Below are 13,511 nucleotides of genomic sequence, written 5' to 3'. Positions count from 1 at the left end.
GGTGGGTAGTCCGTAAGGGTTACGATTCGAGCTGGTTTGCGGATCGGAGCCGGGCGAAGCTGCGCGAGAGCAGCCGGGACACATGCATCTGCGAAACCCCGAGTTCGGCACTGATCTGCGATTGCGTCAGATTCCCGAAGTAGCGCAGCAGCAGGATCCGCCGTTCCCGCTCGGGGAGCTGCACCAGCAGGTGCCGCACCAGGTCCCGGTGCTCCACGCCGGTCAGGGCCGGGTCCTCGTAGCCGAGCCGGTCCAGCAGCCCGGGCGCCCCGTCGCCGCCCTCCTGGGCCGCCTCCAGGGACGTGGCGTGGTACGCCCGCCCGGCTTCCAGGCAGGCCAGCACCTCGTCCTCGGAGAGCTTCAGCCGCTCGGCGATCTCCGCGGTGGTGGGGGTGCGCCCGTGGGCCACCGTCAGGTCCTCGATGGCGCCGCTGACCTGGACCCACAGCTCGTGCAGCCGGCGCGGGACGTGGACGGTGCGGACGTTGTCCCTGAAGTAACGTTTGATCTCGCCGACGACGGTCGGCATCGCGAAGGTCGGGAACTGCACCCCGCGTTCCGGGTCGAAGCGGTCGATGGCGTTGATCAGCCCGATCGTGCCGACCTGGACGACGTCCTCCATCGGCTCGTTGCGGCTGCGGAAGCGGGCCGCCGCGTAGCGCACCAGCGGCAGGTTCACCTCGATGAGGGCGGCCCTGACCCGGGAGTGCTCCGGGGTGCCGGGCTCCAGCCCCGACAGCTGCTCGAACAGCACCTGCGTCAGGGCCCGCGCCTCGACCGCGTTGCTGTTGGTGCTCCCCCTGCTGCTACCGCTACCGCTGCCGTTGCCGCTGCCGGTCGGCGTACCGGTCGTGGTGCCGGTCCCGCCGCCGCCGGTCGTCGTGCCGGTCCCGCTGCCGTCTCCGGAGGTCGATGGTGACGCGGGTCGGGCCGACACGGACATGCCACTCCTCATCGGTCCACTCATCCGGCAAAAGCGGTCATAGCATCACAATTCATGTGGACTGTGTGCAAGCGAGGCGCGGCCCTCAATGAAAAAGCCCTCCGCCCGGCGGGCGGAGGGCTGTGCGTCAGGAGCGGGGCCCGAGGGGCCGCCGCGGGGGGTCACTCGAACACGTAGTCGGCGACCACCCAGGTGGAGAACTCGCGCCACAGCGCCACCCCTGCCTGGTGCGCGGGGTGCTCCAGATACGTCTTGAGCGCGGCGGCGTCCGCCACCGAGGAGTTGATCGCGAAGTCGTAGGCGATCGGGCGGTCCGAGATGTTCCAGCCCAGTTCCCAGGAGGCCAGCTCGGGGATCTGCCCGCCGAGCCGCTCGAAGGCGTCGACGCCGGCCACGACCCGGGGGTCGTCGCGTTCGACGCCCGCGTCGAGCTTGAAAAGGACCAGGTGGCGTATCACGGTGCTGTGCTCCTCACCGGCTCCCGGCCGGTCAGTTGACCAGCGCGGTCATGAACTCCCCGACGCCCTTGGCGGCGTCCGATATGCCCTGGAAGCCTATCTGCACGAGATCGGCTGCGCGGGCCGGCGACGTCACGATCGTATAGAGCACGAAAGCCACGATGACGTACATGGTGATTTTCTTCGCCTGCGCCATGGCTGGAGTGTATCCACCGGATGGCCCAATCAGACCGGGTGACGGAAGGCCTCCTTGCGGGTGATCCACGGCCCCGTCCCGCTCCGCGTGTGACGCTCGCCACAGCCGGTCCGGAAGGCCGGAAAACACCGAGAACGCCCGGTCCGGAAGGGGCGTCGGCCTCGGTCGCGGGTGTGCGTGGCCCGACGGTTCGGCCAAGGTCTCGCTGCTCGGCGCGGTCACCGTCAGGCAACCCCGGCCCAGAGCTGTGGCGGTGGGATCCGGACCCAGGAAGAAGCCGTCATCTCGCCCCGGCTGCGGCCGGGATGCCGACTGCTGCCGCAGCGCGGCCGCGCGACCGACGTGCCGACCGGACCGTCAGCAGTCCTCGTTCCTCATGACCGCTCCGAAGACGATGAGCTGCTCGGGAGTCTGCTTCGCACTGCAGATCTTCCACACCTCGCCGTCACCGATGGGGCGGTGCTTTCCGCTCGCGTCGAAGAGCTGCACGTCGGCGTCGGGGCCGAGTTGCTCGATCGCTCCCTTGACGCTGCCACCCAGGAAGAGGGGCAGCGGAACGTCGCCCGGGCCGGAACGCGAGGCGGTCGGCGTCGTCGGGGGCCGGGACGGAGCGGCGTGGCCCCGGGACTCCTGCGGCTGGGGGGAGGCGCTGCAGGCGGTGAGCCCGGCGAGGACGGCGAGGACGGTGAGAGCGAGAACCGGTGTGACGGAGCGGGTGCGCATGTCTCCCTCGAAGGTGGCCGTGATCCGGCGATCATCATTGCTGCCCTGTCGGCACAAGGGAAGTGGCGGGCGGCGCCCACCGCACCGGGTCGGGGGCCGGTGCCGTAGACGGCTGTCCGGCGCTTGGACGGAGCGAGGCGGCGGATGCGGCGGTGGTGCGAGCACGCCGGCCCGGAGGCATCGGGACCGGACATGAGGCACAAAGCCGAAGGGCGGCATCCGGGAAGTTGTTCCCGGATGCCGCCCTTCGCTTGCTCAGAGCGGTAGCGGTGGGATTTGAACCCACGGAGGAGTTGCCCCCTCACACGCTTTCGAGGCGTGCTCCTTAGGCCGCTCGGACACGCTACCGAGACAGAGCTTAGCGGACGTCCGGGGGTGCTCCGAAATCCTTTGTCCGGAAGAAGCGGGTGAGGAGCTCGCCGCACTCCTCGGCCAGCACGCCGTGGATCACTTCCGGACGGTGGTTGAGGCGGCGGTCGCGGACGAGGTCCCACAGGGAGCCCGCCGCCCCGGCCTTCTCGTCCACGGCGCCGTAGACGACGCGCTCGAGGCGGGAGGCGACGACGGCCCCGGCGCACATGGTGCAGGGCTCCAGGGTCACCACCAGCGTGCAGCCCGTCAGCCGCCACTCCCCGAGCGCCTTCGCGGCCTCGCGGACCGCGAGCACCTCCGCGTGGGCGGTCGGGTCGCCGACCGCCTCGCGCTCGTTGCGGCCACGGCCGATGACCGTGCCCTGCGGGGACAGCACGACCGCGCCCACCGGCACGTCGCCGGTGCGCGGGGCGAGACGGGCCTCCTCGAGGGCGAGCCGCATCGGGGAGACCCAGGGGTCGCGCAGCGGGTCGGTACCGGTCAGCGGACCGCCTCCAGCACGTCGGCGCAGCCCAGCGAGTCGGCGATCTCCCCGAGCGCCTCCCCGGTGAGCGCGCCGTCGCCGCTGAGGGCCAGCAGCTCCTTGTCGCTCATGCCGAAGTCCGAGAGGAGCTCGGCGTCCCCGAGCGGGCCCACGGGGACGTGCGCCTCGGTCGGGCCGGGCACCACGTCGTCGTCGAGGTCGTCGGCGTCACCTTCCTCGGTGCCGTCGAGGTCGACGATCTCGTCCAGGTCCTCGGGGTCGCGCCCCAGCATTTCGTCGGTGAGCAGGATCTCCCCGTACGAGCTCCGCGCCGCCGTGGCGGCGTCGGACACGTAGATCCGCGGGTCCTCCTCACCGTCGACACGGACGACGCCGAACCAGGCGTCCTCCTGTTCGATGAAGACCAGGACCGTATCCTCCCCGGCTGAAGCCGCCCGGGCCAAGTCGGTCAGGTCGGCGAGGGTTTCCACATCGTCGAGATCGGTCTCGCGCGCTTCCCAACCGTCCTCGGTGCGCGCGAGCAGTGCGGCGAAGTACACCGTGACTCTCCCACAGGTCTCAGGCCGTCCGGACTTACGGGCGGGGGCCGAATGTTCCGGCGCAGGTCCCCGCCCACACTCGGCATCGTGGCAGAAACCTCGGCTTTGCGAAGGGTCTTCCGCGCGTGCCGCGTGCCAGGCCTTCCGGCTTTTTTCCGCGCGGCGGCCTGCGGGGACCCCGTCGGCGCCCGCCAGGTGGCGGCATTGTGCCGACCTGGGGACTACCAGCGGAACGTTCGCATCCGCATCTGCTGGCGCGCGCGTGCCGCGCGTGCCCGGCGTGGCTGGACGCGGTCACGGAGCTCCTTGGCCTCGTTCAGCTCGCGCAGGAACATGGCGCGCCGCCGTCGGCGTTCGGCGTCGCGCTCCTGCTGCGTACGGGCCTCGCCCGTGTCGTCCGCGCCGGCGCCGTCGCTGCCGCGCTCCGTCATGGGGCACCACCCCTAGGGATCCACGTGCCCGGCCGGGACAGTCCGGGCGTAAGTGCACGCATTCCCCCTCTCGGGTGGTTCGAAGCGTGACCGGCGGCACGGACCGGGCAGGCCGGGGCACAGGCCGAACGTTAGAGTCGTGGACATGCGGATCCACGTCGTCGACCACCCCCTGGTGGCGCACAAACTCACCACCCTGCGCGACGAGCGCACCGACTCGCCGACCTTCCGTCGGCTGGCCGACGAGCTGGTCACCCTGCTCGCCTACGAGGCGACCCGTGACGTGCGCACCGAGCAGGTGGACATCAGCACGCCCGTCGCGGGCACCACGGGCGTGCGCCTGTCCCACCCGCGTCCGCTGGTCGTGCCGATCCTGCGGGCCGGCCTCGGGATGCTGGAGGGCCTGGTGCGCCTCCTGCCGACCGCGGAGGTCGGCTTCCTCGGCATGATCCGCGACGAGGAGACCCTGGAGGCGAAGACCTACGCCACCCGGATGCCGGAGGACCTGTCGGGGCGGCAGGTCTACGTCCTGGACCCGATGCTGGCCACCGGCGGCACGCTGATCGCCGCGATCGACCTGCTGATCGAGCGGGGCGCCGACGACGTGACGGCCGTGGTGCTGCTCGCCTCGCCGGAGGGCGTCGAGGCGATGGAGCTCGCGCTGGCGGGCAAGCCGGTCACCGTGGTCACCGCGGCGGTCGACGACCACCTCAACGAGCAGGGCTACATCGTCCCGGGCCTGGGCGACGCGGGTGACCGCCTCTACGGCACGGCCGGCTGACGCCGCCGTCCCACGACGCACGGAACCGGCCGCCGGGGCCTGACGCCCCGGCGGCCGGTTCCGTCGTACGGCCGTGCGGCCGCGCTAGCAGGTTCCGGCGCTCGGCGCCGCGCTCGGGCGGGCCAGGGCGGCGAGGGCCTTCTCCACGGCCTTGTCGCCGGAGAGCTTGGTGAAGCCCTTGCCGAGCATGACGTCCACCGTGCCGGTGGTGCGCTTGGAGCCGGCGGCCGCGGGCTTCAGCGTCGTCGTGCCCTTGATCTGGGCGCCGACCAGCTTCATCGCGGCCTCGGCCTTGGGCCCGTGGCCGCCGATCAGCAGCGCGGCCACCTTCACCTTGCGGTCGTACTCGGGGTCGGCGTTGCCGAAGGTGCCCACCTTGAAGCCGCGCGCGGCGAACTCGTCGGCGGTGTCCTTGGCCAGGCCGCCCTTGGCGGTGGCGTTGTAGACGTTGATCGTCACCTCCCCGGGTTCCGGGAAGGCGGTGGGTGCCGCCGAGGCGGAGCCCGGGGCGGCCGCGGCCTTGCAGGTGCGCTGCTTGGCGGCGTTCTCGGCCTGGGCGGCCGTGTCCTTCGCCGGCGTGGACTTGCCGCCGAAGACGTCGACCAGTTGGAGCGTGCCCCAGCCGGCCAGGCCGACCACGGCGACGGTCGTCACGACGACCGCGACGATGCGCACCTTGCTCCGGGGGCGGCGCATCCGCGGGTACTGGTTCCCGGTGACCCGGTACTTTCCGCCCATGCCCGGGGGCGTCAGCATGCTCATGTGCGCAGCGTAGTGCGATCGGGCGGCCGGGCCTACTAAACGATCAACCAATCGGGGCCAATGGGGGGGAGTTGAACCCGAAAGGGCGAAGGCGTCCCCCGCGGAGGCGGGCCGGGCCGAGCGCTCCGGAGGTCAGTCCATCTCCAGCACCCGGGCGTGCAGCACCTGGCGTTGCTGCAGCGCCGCGCGCACGGCCCGGTGGAGACCGTCCTCCAGGTAGAGGTCGCCCCGCCACTTCACGACGTGCGCGAACAGGTCCCCGTAGAAGGTCGAGTCCTCGGCGAGGAGGGTCTCCAGGTCGAGTTGCCCCTTGGTGGTGACCAACTGGTCGAGGCGTACCGGACGTGGGGCGACGTCCGCCCATTCACGGGTGCTTTTCCGGCCGTGGTCGGGGTACGGCCGCCCGTTTCCGATGCGCTTGAAGATCACACGGAAAGCCTACCGGGCAAGGGCGTACGGGCGCAGCAACGGCGCAGGAGTGCGATGGTGGGCAAATACGGTGATAGCGGGAGCAGCGGAGCAGCCCATGACCACGCCGAGCCCGCCCGGCGCCGCCCGGGCCATCGCCGAGGGGTACGCCTTCGCCGGTCCGGCCCTCGAACTCGGCGCCCTGCTGTGGGAGGACCGGCCACTGCCCGGGGCGCCCGTGCGCGTCCCGCTGGCGGTGCTCAACCGGCACGGCCTCGTCGCGGGCGCCACCGGCACCGGCAAGACCAAGACGCTCCAACTCGTCGCGGAACAGCTCTCCGCGCAGGGCGTGCCGGTCTTCCTCGCCGACGTCAAGGGCGACGTCTCCGGCATCTGCGCCCCGGGCCTGCCCGGCGACCGCGTCGCCCGGCGGGCCGCCGAGGTGGGGCAGGACTGGAGCCCGGCCGGCTGCCCCGCCGAGTTCTACGCCCTCGGCGGCATGGGCCGGGGCATCCCGCTGCGGGCCACGGTGACGAGCTTCGGTCCCGTGCTGCTGTCCAAGGTGCTGGGGCTCAACACCACGCAGGAGCAGTCGCTCGGCCTGATCTTCCACTACGCCGACACCAAGGGCCTGGAACTGCTGGACCTCAAGGACCTGCGGGCCGTGGTCACCTTCCTCACCTCCGACGAGGGCAAGCCGGAGCTGAAGGGGATCGGCGGGGTCCCGCCGGCGACGGCCGGGGTGATCCTGCGCTCGCTGACGGCCTTCGAGGCACAGGGGGCGGGGGCCTTCTTCGGCGAGCCGGAGTTCGACACCGCCGAACTGCTGCGCAGCGACGGCGACGGGCGGGGCGTCGTCTCCGTTCTGGAGCTGCCCGCCGTGCAGGACCGGCCGCAGCTCTTCTCCACCTTCCTCATGTGGCTGCTGGCCGACCTCTTCGAGGAACTGCCCGAGGTCGGCGACCTGGACCGGCCCAAGCTGGTGTTCTTCTTCGACGAGGCGCACCTGCTCTTCACCGGGGCGAGCAAGGCCTTCCTGGAGGCCATCACGCAGACCGTGCGGCTGATCCGCTCCAAGGGCGTCGGCATCTTCTTCGTGACGCAGACCCCGAAGGACGTGCCCTCAGAGGTGCTCGGCCAGTTGGGCAACCGGGTGCAGCACGCCCTGCGCGCCTTCACCCCGGAGGACGCCAAGGCGCTCAAGGCGACGGTGCGCACCTTCCCCACCTCGCCGTACGACCTGGAGGAACTGCTCACCGGGCTCGGCACCGGCGAGGCCGTGGTCACCGTCCTCGACGAGGACGGCGCCCCCACCCCGGTCGCCGCGGTGCGGCTGCGGGCACCGCGGTCGCTGATGGGCCCCGCCGATCCGGCGGCGATGGACGCGGCGATCGGGAACTCGCCGCTGTACGGGCGCTACGCGCAGGCGGTGGACCGGGAGTCGGCGTACGAGCGGCTGGCCGGACGGCCCGAGGCGGCTCCCGCGCGGCCGTACCCGCCGGGCCCTGCCGGCCGCGGGCGCCGGGAGCGGCCGCAGGAGGAGACGGGGATGGTGGAGCAGGTGATGGGCAGCGGGGTCTTCCAGTCGCTGGCCCGCTCCATCGGCACCCAGATCGGGCGGGAGATCACCCGGTCCCTCTTCGGCACGTCCAAGCGCCGCCGTCGGTAGGGTCAAGAGCCCTTCGCGGCCTTCGCCTCCTTGGCGGCCCGCTTCTGCTCCTGCTTGAAGGCCCGCACCTTGTCCAGCGACTCCGGGCCGGTGATGTCGGCGACCGACCGGTGGGAGTCCCGCTCCCCGTATGCGCCCGCCGCCTCGCGCCATCCCTCCGGCGTCACGCCGAGCTGCTTGCCCAGCAGCGCGAGGAAGATCTGCGCCTTCTGCTTCCCGAAGCCGGGCAGCTCGTTGAGCCTGGCCAGCAGCTCGCGGCCGTCGGAGACGTCGCGCCAGACCGCCCCGGCGTCACCGTCGTAGTGCTCGACGAGGTACTGGCACAGCTGCTGGACCCGCTTGGCCATCGACCCCGGGTAGCGGTGGACGGCGGGCTTCTGCGAGAGCAGCTCGGAGAAGGCCTCGGGGTCGAAGGCCGCGATCTCCCCGGCGTCGAGGTCGTCGCGGCCCATGCGCTGCGCGATGGTCCAGGGGCCGGAGAAGGCCCATTCCATGGGGATCTGCTGGTCGAGCAGCATGCCGACCAGGGCCGCCAGCGGGCTGCGGGAGAGCAGGGCGTCGGCCTCGGGCTGCTGGGCGAGGTGGAGTGTCGTTGCCATGCACCGATGATCTCGCCTGCCGGGGTTTGCCGCCCGCGGGTCACCCGGACGGCGCAGCGCGGATGGCCGTACCGACCGGCCGGGCGGACCGTGTGGAGTGTCCGGGCAGCGAGCCCGGGCAGCGAGGGACGGGAGCCATCTCATGAGCCAGCAGACACAGCCGGTCACCGAGCGCCCTCACTCGGGGCTGGCGTCGGGGGGTACCACCTTCGCCGGGGTGCTGCTCATCGTCTCCGGTGTCGTGATGATCCTGGAGGGCATCTCGGCCATCGCCCAGGACGACGTCTGGGTCCGGCTCGGCGACTACGTCTTCAAGTTCAACCTGACGGCTTGGGGCTGGATCCACCTCGTGCTCGGCGTGCTGGTCATCGTGGTCGGTGCCGCCCTGCTCCAGAACGCCCCCGACTGGGCCCGGGTCGCCGGTGTCGCCCTGGCGGCGTTCAACATCATCGTGAACTTCGCGTGGATGCCGTACACGCCGGTGTGGGCGATCATCGTCATCGCCATCGACGTCTTCGTCATCTGGGCGCTGTGCAGGAGCTGGGGGGAGCACCCCAAGCGGGCCTGACGTCCGCGGACGAGCGGGGCCGGCCCGGGCGTACGGGCCGGCCCCGGATGTTTCCCCGGGGTGTTTTCACCCGTTCGTATGGGTTGCCCGTCATGCCGGATAGCGCCCGTGGCCCCGGGTAGCGCTGAACGAGTGACGCAGCCATTTGAACTGCCCGACTTCTACCTGCCGCACCCCGCGCGACTCAACCCCCACGTGGAGCAGGCCCGGGAGCACTCCCGAGGGTGGGCGCGGGAGATGGGGATGCTCGAGGGCTCGGGCATCTGGGACACCGGCGACCTCGACTCGCACGACTACGCGCTGCTGTGCGCGTACACGCACCCGGACTGCTCCGGGCCGGCCCTGTCGCTGGTGACGGACTGGTACGTGTGGGTCTTCTTCTTCGACGACCACTTCCTGGAGGCGTTCAAGCGCACGCAGGACCGCGAGGGCGGCAAGGCGTACCTGGACCGGCTGCAGGCCTTCATGCCGATGGACCTGGAGCAGGGCATGCCCGAGCCCCGGAACCCGGTGGAGGCGGGCCTCGCCGACCTGTGGGCGCGCACGGTGCCGGCGATGTCCGCGGACTGGCGCAGGCGTTTCGCCGAGAGCACCGAGCACCTGCTCAACGAGTCCCTGTGGGAGCTGTCCAACATCAACGCGGGCCGGGTGCCCAACCCGGTGGAGTACATCGAGATGCGCCGCAAGGTCGGCGGCGCGCCCTGGTCGGCGGGGCTGGTGGAGTACGCCGCCGGGGCGGAGGTGCCGGCCGCGGTCGCCGGGGCGCGGCCGCTGCTCGTGCTGCGGGACGCCTTCTCCGACGCGGTGCACCTGCGCAACGACCTCTTCTCGTACCAGCGGGAGACCGAGGAGGAGGGCGAGCTCAGCAACGGCGTACTGGTGCTGGAGACCTTCCTCGGCTGCACGACGCAGGAGGCCGCCGAGTCGGTCAACGACCTGCTGACCTCACGGCTGCAGCAGTTCGAGAACACCGCGCTCACGGAGCTGCCGCCGCTCTTCGCCGAGCACGCGCTCGACCCGGTGCAGTGCGCGCGGGTGCTGGCGTACGTCAAGGGCCTGCAGGACTGGCAGTCCGGCGGCCACGAGTGGCACATGCGCTCCAGCCGCTACATGAACGGCGGCGGGGCGGGGGCGGGGGCGGGGGCCGGAGCCGAGGCGCCAGGGGCCGGGTGGTCGCCGTTCGCGCTGCCCGGGGGGCTCGGGCTGTCGGCGGGCACCGTACGGACCACCGGCCGCGCCGAGGCGGCCCGCGTCCGCGGGTTCACCCACGCGCCACGGAGCACCGGGCCGGTCCCGCTGCCCGACTTCCTCATGCCCTTCCCGGCCGCGCTCAGCCCGCACCTGGACGCGTCCCGGCGCCATGTCGTCGACTGGGCGCACCGGATGGGCCTGCTGCTGCCGCAGCCCGGGGTCCCGCACTCCCACGTGTGGGACGAACACAAGCTGGTCGCCTTCGACTTCCCGCTGTGCGCTGCCGGCATCCACCCCGACGCGACCGCCGAGGGGCTGGACCTCACCTCGGGCTGGCTCACCTGGGGCACCTACGCCGACGACTACTTCCCCGCCGTGTACGGCCGCACCCGCGATCTGGCCGGCGCCCGCGCGGCCAACGAGCGGCTGTCGGCCTTCATGCCGGTCGACGGCACCCCGGCCCCGGCCCCGGTCACCGCCCTGGAACGGAGTCTGGCCGACCTGTGGACGCGGACGGCCGGGACGATGGAACCGCAGGCGCGGCGCCGCTTCCGCACCGCCGTCGAGAACATGACGGCGAGTTGGCAGTGGGAACTGGCCAACGCGGCGCAGAACCGCATCCCCGACCCCGTCGACTACCTGGAGATGCGCCGGCACACCTTCGGTTCCGAACTGACGATGAGCCTGTGCCGGCTGGGCCACGGCGCGCCGGTGCCGGAGGAGGTCTACCGCAGCGGGCCGATGCGGTCGCTGGAGAACTCCGCCGCCGACTACGCCTGCCTGATGAACGACGTCTTCTCGTACCGGAAGGAGATCGAGTACGAGGGCGAGATCCACAACGCCCTGCTGGTCGTGCAGAACTTCTTCGACTGCGACGAACAGGCCTCGCTCGCCGTCGTCCACGACCTGATGACCGAGCGGATGCGGCAGTTCCAGCACGTGGCCGAGAACGAACTCCCCGTGCTGTACGACGACTTCGCCCTCGGCGCGGACGCGCGGTCGGTGCTGGACGACTATGTGCGCGAGCTGCAGAACTGGCTCGCGGGCATCCTGGCCTGGCACCGCGGCTGCCGCCGCTACGACGAGGCGGAACTGCGCCGCCCGGTGGGGGGCGTCGGCGCCCGGCTGGCCGCCGGGCCGACCGGGCTGGGCACGTCGGCGGCACGCCTGGCGGTCCTGGCCGCGCGCTGACCCCGGGGGCGGGGCAGGGGGCGCCGGGCGCGCGCCACCCTGCCCTTCGCCGGGTCGCCGTGCGGGGGGTGTGTTCGGCCCGCGGTGTGTGGCTCGCGGACGAGGGGTGGCCGGTGCGGGCCGCATTGCGACGGCCGCGGTCGGGTCGGTGGCGGCGGAGGCGCGTCTTTCGTGCGGCCCGCTGGAGGAGGTGCTGCCCGAGGCGTACCTGGCAGTCCTGGCCGCGCGCCATCCTGCCCTTCGCCGGGTCGCCGTGTGGGGGTGTGTTCGGCCCGCGGTGTGTGGCTGGCGGACGAGGGGTGGCCGGTGCGGGCCGCTTCGCGACGGCCGCGGTCGGGCCGGTGGCGGCGGAGGCGTGGGCTTCGTGCGGCCCGCTGGAGGAGGTGCTGCCCGTCCTGCGCGTCGAACGCGACCGCGCCGCCGGCGAGAGGGTGCCGCGCTGCCACGACCACGCCTTCCCCCTGCGCCCCGGCACCGAGGAGCTGCAGTGGTACGGGCTCGCCTGGTGGCGGCAGCCCCGTACCGAGCCGAACCGCCGGCGCTTCCTCACCGTCTCCGAACTCATCGCGGTCCGCGTCGAGGACGACGAGGTCTTCGCCGCCACCCACGCCACCCTGCTGCGGCTGACCCCCTGTGCCTGGTCCTGTCCGGCTCCGGACCTGCCGGGTCGCGGTACGGCCGGCCCGGCGGCGCAAATCGTTTGCCCTGCCGGGCGGGGGATGTGACGATCCCGCACATGACCGAAAGCCACTGCCACGGAAAGGGCGCGCGCCGCCCGCACCGGTGAGCCCCGAGGTGCCGGCCCTGCCGCCGGACCCCCTCGCGCACGGTCCCTCCCCGCCCGCAGCCGGAGACACCCCGGCCGCCCCGCCCTGCACGGACACAGGAGGACCGACACCGTGAACGAAGCACTGACCGCGATACGCCGGCTGGTCGACGCCGGCGACGCCCGTGGCGCCATCCGCGAACTGCGGGCCCACGCGGAGACCACCGACCCCGCCCGGCTCGCCCCCCTCGTCCAGGGTGTCGCCCGGCTCTCCGGCCTCGACGCCCTCGCCTCCGCGGCCGCCGCGCTGGCCGCGGAGCCACGCGGCGCACAGGAGCTGTACGCGTACGGCTACGCCTGCGTCGAGGACGGCGCGTCCTTCCTCGCGGTGCCCGCACTGCGCGCGGCGCTGCGTGAGGCGCCCGGCTCCCGCCGCGTCCTGGTCGAGCTGGTCGCCGCACTGGAGCGTGAGGAACGCCACACCGAGGCGACGGAGCTGCTCCGCGCGCGCGAACCGGACCTCGCCCCCTGGCCGGAGCGCTATCTGCTGGCCCACAACGCCCTGGTGGCCGGTGAGGTGGCGCTCGCCCGCGACACGGCCGCCCGGCTGCCCCGGCCGGCCGGGGCCGACGAGAGCTGGCGGCCCGCCGAGGAACGCCTGCGCCGGATGCTCGGGCGGGCCGAAGCGGTGGCCGGGTTCTGCCCGCTGGACGACCGCGACCTGCGCGGCTGGCACCACGTCCTGACCGGCGGCCTGCTGGCGACGCTCTCCCCGTACGGTTTCGCCGACGGCATGACGGGCCGCTGGGCCTTCCTCCAGGACAGCCCCGGCCTGTGCCGCCTCGGCCTGGACCGGCTCCGGCTGACGATCGAGGCCGCCGGGGCCGCACCGCGGGCGGTCTGCGCGCTGCCCGACCGCTCCAGCCGGATCATGGCCCTGGCCGCGGCCCGGGTCCTGGAACTGCCCGTCGAGCCGTACGCGCCGGACCGCCCGGACACCGTCGTCGTCGGCTACGACCTGGGCGACAGCGACCCCGCCCTGCTCCGCGGGCTCCTCGACCGCGCCCCGGGCCAGGTGCTGTACGAGCACGCCACCTGCTGGACCCGGCCGCCCGCGGTCTGCGCCGACGTCAGCGGCCTGCTCGCGCAGCACTGCGTCCCGTTCTGGGGCGAGCAGGTGCGGCAGGACCCGGACGGCTCCGTCGGGACGTCCCCCGCCGACGACCGTGCCGAGCGGGACATCGCCGGCGACGTCCTCGCCGCCGACCCGGCCCCGGATCCGGGCGACGGCGCGACCCCGCCCGACACGGACGAGGTCTTCCGCTCCTTCGCCGCCCGGCTGGCGGGCCGCCGGCCGCGGGGGCCGCGGGAATGGGCCGCCCCGTCCGGTCCGGTGCGCAGCAGCCGCTTCGCCTGAGGCGGCGGGCCGC

At 72.8% G+C, this 13,511-nt stretch carries 15 protein-coding genes, 1 tRNA gene and 1 pseudogene; 6 read left to right on the top strand and 11 right to left on the bottom strand.

The window, feature by feature from the left end; translation table 11 throughout:
• Positions 1-19 precede the first annotated feature (19 nt).
• From CHF15_RS20790 to CHF15_RS20760, 8 genes are all read right to left on the bottom strand, one after another.
• Positions 20-943 carry an RNA polymerase sigma factor SigF gene (locus tag CHF15_RS20790; protein WP_089225339.1) on the bottom strand — a complete coding sequence of 308 codons (924 nt, stop codon included), beginning with the start codon at positions 941-943 and terminating at the stop codon, positions 20-22.
• A 161-nt stretch (positions 944-1,104) separates the two neighbouring features.
• Positions 1,105-1,401, bottom strand: a complete 297-nt coding sequence (locus tag CHF15_RS20785) for a Dabb family protein (protein WP_089225338.1) — start codon at positions 1,399-1,401, stop codon at positions 1,105-1,107.
• 31 nt (positions 1,402-1,432) lie between these two features.
• Positions 1,433-1,597 carry a hypothetical protein gene (locus CHF15_RS44975; protein ID WP_018558266.1) on the bottom strand — a complete coding sequence of 55 codons (165 nt, stop codon included), beginning with the start codon at positions 1,595-1,597 and terminating at the stop codon, positions 1,433-1,435.
• Between the two features lie 357 nt (positions 1,598-1,954).
• Entirely contained in the window at positions 1,955-2,320 is a 366-nt protein-coding gene (locus CHF15_RS20780; RefSeq protein ID WP_089225337.1) for a hypothetical protein, read from the bottom strand.
• A 261-nt stretch (positions 2,321-2,581) separates the two neighbouring features.
• Positions 2,582-2,668: transfer RNA gene (locus tag CHF15_RS20775), tRNA-Ser, on the bottom strand.
• Positions 2,669-2,678: 10 nt separating this feature from the next.
• A complete protein-coding gene (gene tadA, locus CHF15_RS20770; protein WP_089225336.1) occupies positions 2,679-3,134 on the bottom strand; it encodes a tRNA adenosine(34) deaminase TadA in 456 nt (151 codons plus the stop codon).
• A gap of 38 nt (positions 3,135-3,172) precedes the next feature.
• Entirely contained in the window at positions 3,173-3,715 is a 543-nt protein-coding gene (locus tag CHF15_RS20765) for a tRNA adenosine deaminase-associated protein (RefSeq protein WP_089225335.1), read from the bottom strand.
• A gap of 221 nt (positions 3,716-3,936) precedes the next feature.
• Complete coding sequence (locus tag CHF15_RS20760; RefSeq protein ID WP_089225334.1) at positions 3,937-4,146, bottom strand: hypothetical protein; 210 nt, start codon at positions 4,144-4,146, stop codon at positions 3,937-3,939.
• Positions 4,147-4,291: 145 nt separating this feature from the next.
• Here CHF15_RS20760 and upp point away from each other — a divergent pair, with 145 nt between their 5' ends.
• Positions 4,292-4,927, top strand: coding sequence for a uracil phosphoribosyltransferase (gene upp, locus CHF15_RS20755; RefSeq protein WP_089225456.1), 636 nt, complete (start codon positions 4,292-4,294; stop codon positions 4,925-4,927).
• A gap of 84 nt (positions 4,928-5,011) precedes the next feature.
• Here upp and CHF15_RS20750 read toward each other — a convergent pair whose 3' ends face one another.
• Positions 5,012-5,689, bottom strand: coding sequence for a LytR C-terminal domain-containing protein (locus CHF15_RS20750; protein ID WP_089225333.1), 678 nt, complete (start codon positions 5,687-5,689; stop codon positions 5,012-5,014).
• Positions 5,690-5,821: 132 nt separating this feature from the next.
• Entirely contained in the window at positions 5,822-6,118 is a 297-nt protein-coding gene (locus tag CHF15_RS20745) for a type II toxin-antitoxin system VapB family antitoxin (RefSeq protein WP_018558273.1), read from the bottom strand.
• 97 nt (positions 6,119-6,215) lie between these two features.
• Between CHF15_RS20745 and CHF15_RS20740 the strand changes: the two genes are divergently transcribed.
• Entirely contained in the window at positions 6,216-7,766 is a 1,551-nt protein-coding gene (locus tag CHF15_RS20740; RefSeq protein WP_089225332.1) for a helicase HerA-like domain-containing protein, read from the top strand.
• 2 nt (positions 7,767-7,768) lie between these two features.
• Here CHF15_RS20740 and CHF15_RS20735 read toward each other — a convergent pair whose 3' ends face one another.
• On the bottom strand, positions 7,769-8,365 hold the full coding sequence (locus CHF15_RS20735) for an HhH-GPD-type base excision DNA repair protein (RefSeq protein ID WP_089225331.1): 597 nt from the start codon (positions 8,363-8,365) through the stop codon (positions 7,769-7,771).
• Positions 8,366-8,507: 142 nt separating this feature from the next.
• Here CHF15_RS20735 and CHF15_RS20730 point away from each other — a divergent pair, with 142 nt between their 5' ends.
• From CHF15_RS20730 to CHF15_RS20715, 4 genes and pseudogenes are all read left to right on the top strand, one after another.
• Positions 8,508-8,933 carry a DUF7144 family membrane protein gene (locus CHF15_RS20730; RefSeq protein ID WP_089225330.1) on the top strand — a complete coding sequence of 142 codons (426 nt, stop codon included), beginning with the start codon at positions 8,508-8,510 and terminating at the stop codon, positions 8,931-8,933.
• Between the two features lie 132 nt (positions 8,934-9,065).
• Positions 9,066-11,315 carry a family 2 encapsulin nanocompartment cargo protein terpene cyclase gene (locus CHF15_RS20725; RefSeq protein WP_089225329.1) on the top strand — a complete coding sequence of 750 codons (2,250 nt, stop codon included), beginning with the start codon at positions 9,066-9,068 and terminating at the stop codon, positions 11,313-11,315.
• A gap of 368 nt (positions 11,316-11,683) precedes the next feature.
• Positions 11,684-11,941, top strand: a pseudogene (locus tag CHF15_RS20720) (malto-oligosyltrehalose synthase); the annotation flags it as partial.
• Between the two features lie 273 nt (positions 11,942-12,214).
• Complete coding sequence (locus CHF15_RS20715; RefSeq protein ID WP_089225328.1) at positions 12,215-13,498, top strand: hypothetical protein; 1,284 nt, start codon at positions 12,215-12,217, stop codon at positions 13,496-13,498.
• The last annotated feature ends 13 nt before the right edge of the window (positions 13,499-13,511 follow it).

The sequence above is a fragment of the Actinacidiphila glaucinigra genome, assembly GCF_900188405.1.
Classification (GTDB): domain Bacteria; phylum Actinomycetota; class Actinomycetes; order Streptomycetales; family Streptomycetaceae; genus Actinacidiphila; species Actinacidiphila glaucinigra.
This window is presented reverse-complemented; position numbering and strand designations above follow the sequence as displayed.

What these genes read in the sequence shown, in the direction of transcription:
- CHF15_RS20790 (WP_089225339.1), bottom strand. Translation starts at nt 943, where the DNA reads ATGTCCGTGTCGGCCCGACCCGCGTCACCATCGACCTCCGGAGACGGC.
- CHF15_RS44975 (WP_018558266.1), bottom strand. Translation starts at nt 1,597, where the DNA reads ATGGCGCAGGCGAAGAAAATCACCATGTACGTCATCGTGGCTTTCGTG.
- CHF15_RS20780 (WP_089225337.1), bottom strand. Translation starts at nt 2,320, where the DNA reads ATGCGCACCCGCTCCGTCACACCGGTTCTCGCTCTCACCGTCCTCGCC.
- tadA (WP_089225336.1), bottom strand. Translation starts at nt 3,134, where the DNA reads ATGCGGCTCGCCCTCGAGGAGGCCCGTCTCGCCCCGCGCACCGGCGAC.
- CHF15_RS20760 (WP_089225334.1), bottom strand. Translation starts at nt 4,146, where the DNA reads ATGACGGAGCGCGGCAGCGACGGCGCCGGCGCGGACGACACGGGCGAG.
- upp (WP_089225456.1), top strand. Translation starts at nt 4,292, where the DNA reads ATGCGGATCCACGTCGTCGACCACCCCCTGGTGGCGCACAAACTCACC.
- CHF15_RS20750 (WP_089225333.1), bottom strand. Translation starts at nt 5,689, where the DNA reads ATGAGCATGCTGACGCCCCCGGGCATGGGCGGAAAGTACCGGGTCACC.
- CHF15_RS20740 (WP_089225332.1), top strand. Translation starts at nt 6,216, where the DNA reads ATGACCACGCCGAGCCCGCCCGGCGCCGCCCGGGCCATCGCCGAGGGG.
- CHF15_RS20735 (WP_089225331.1), bottom strand. Translation starts at nt 8,365, where the DNA reads ATGGCAACGACACTCCACCTCGCCCAGCAGCCCGAGGCCGACGCCCTG.
- CHF15_RS20730 (WP_089225330.1), top strand. Translation starts at nt 8,508, where the DNA reads ATGAGCCAGCAGACACAGCCGGTCACCGAGCGCCCTCACTCGGGGCTG.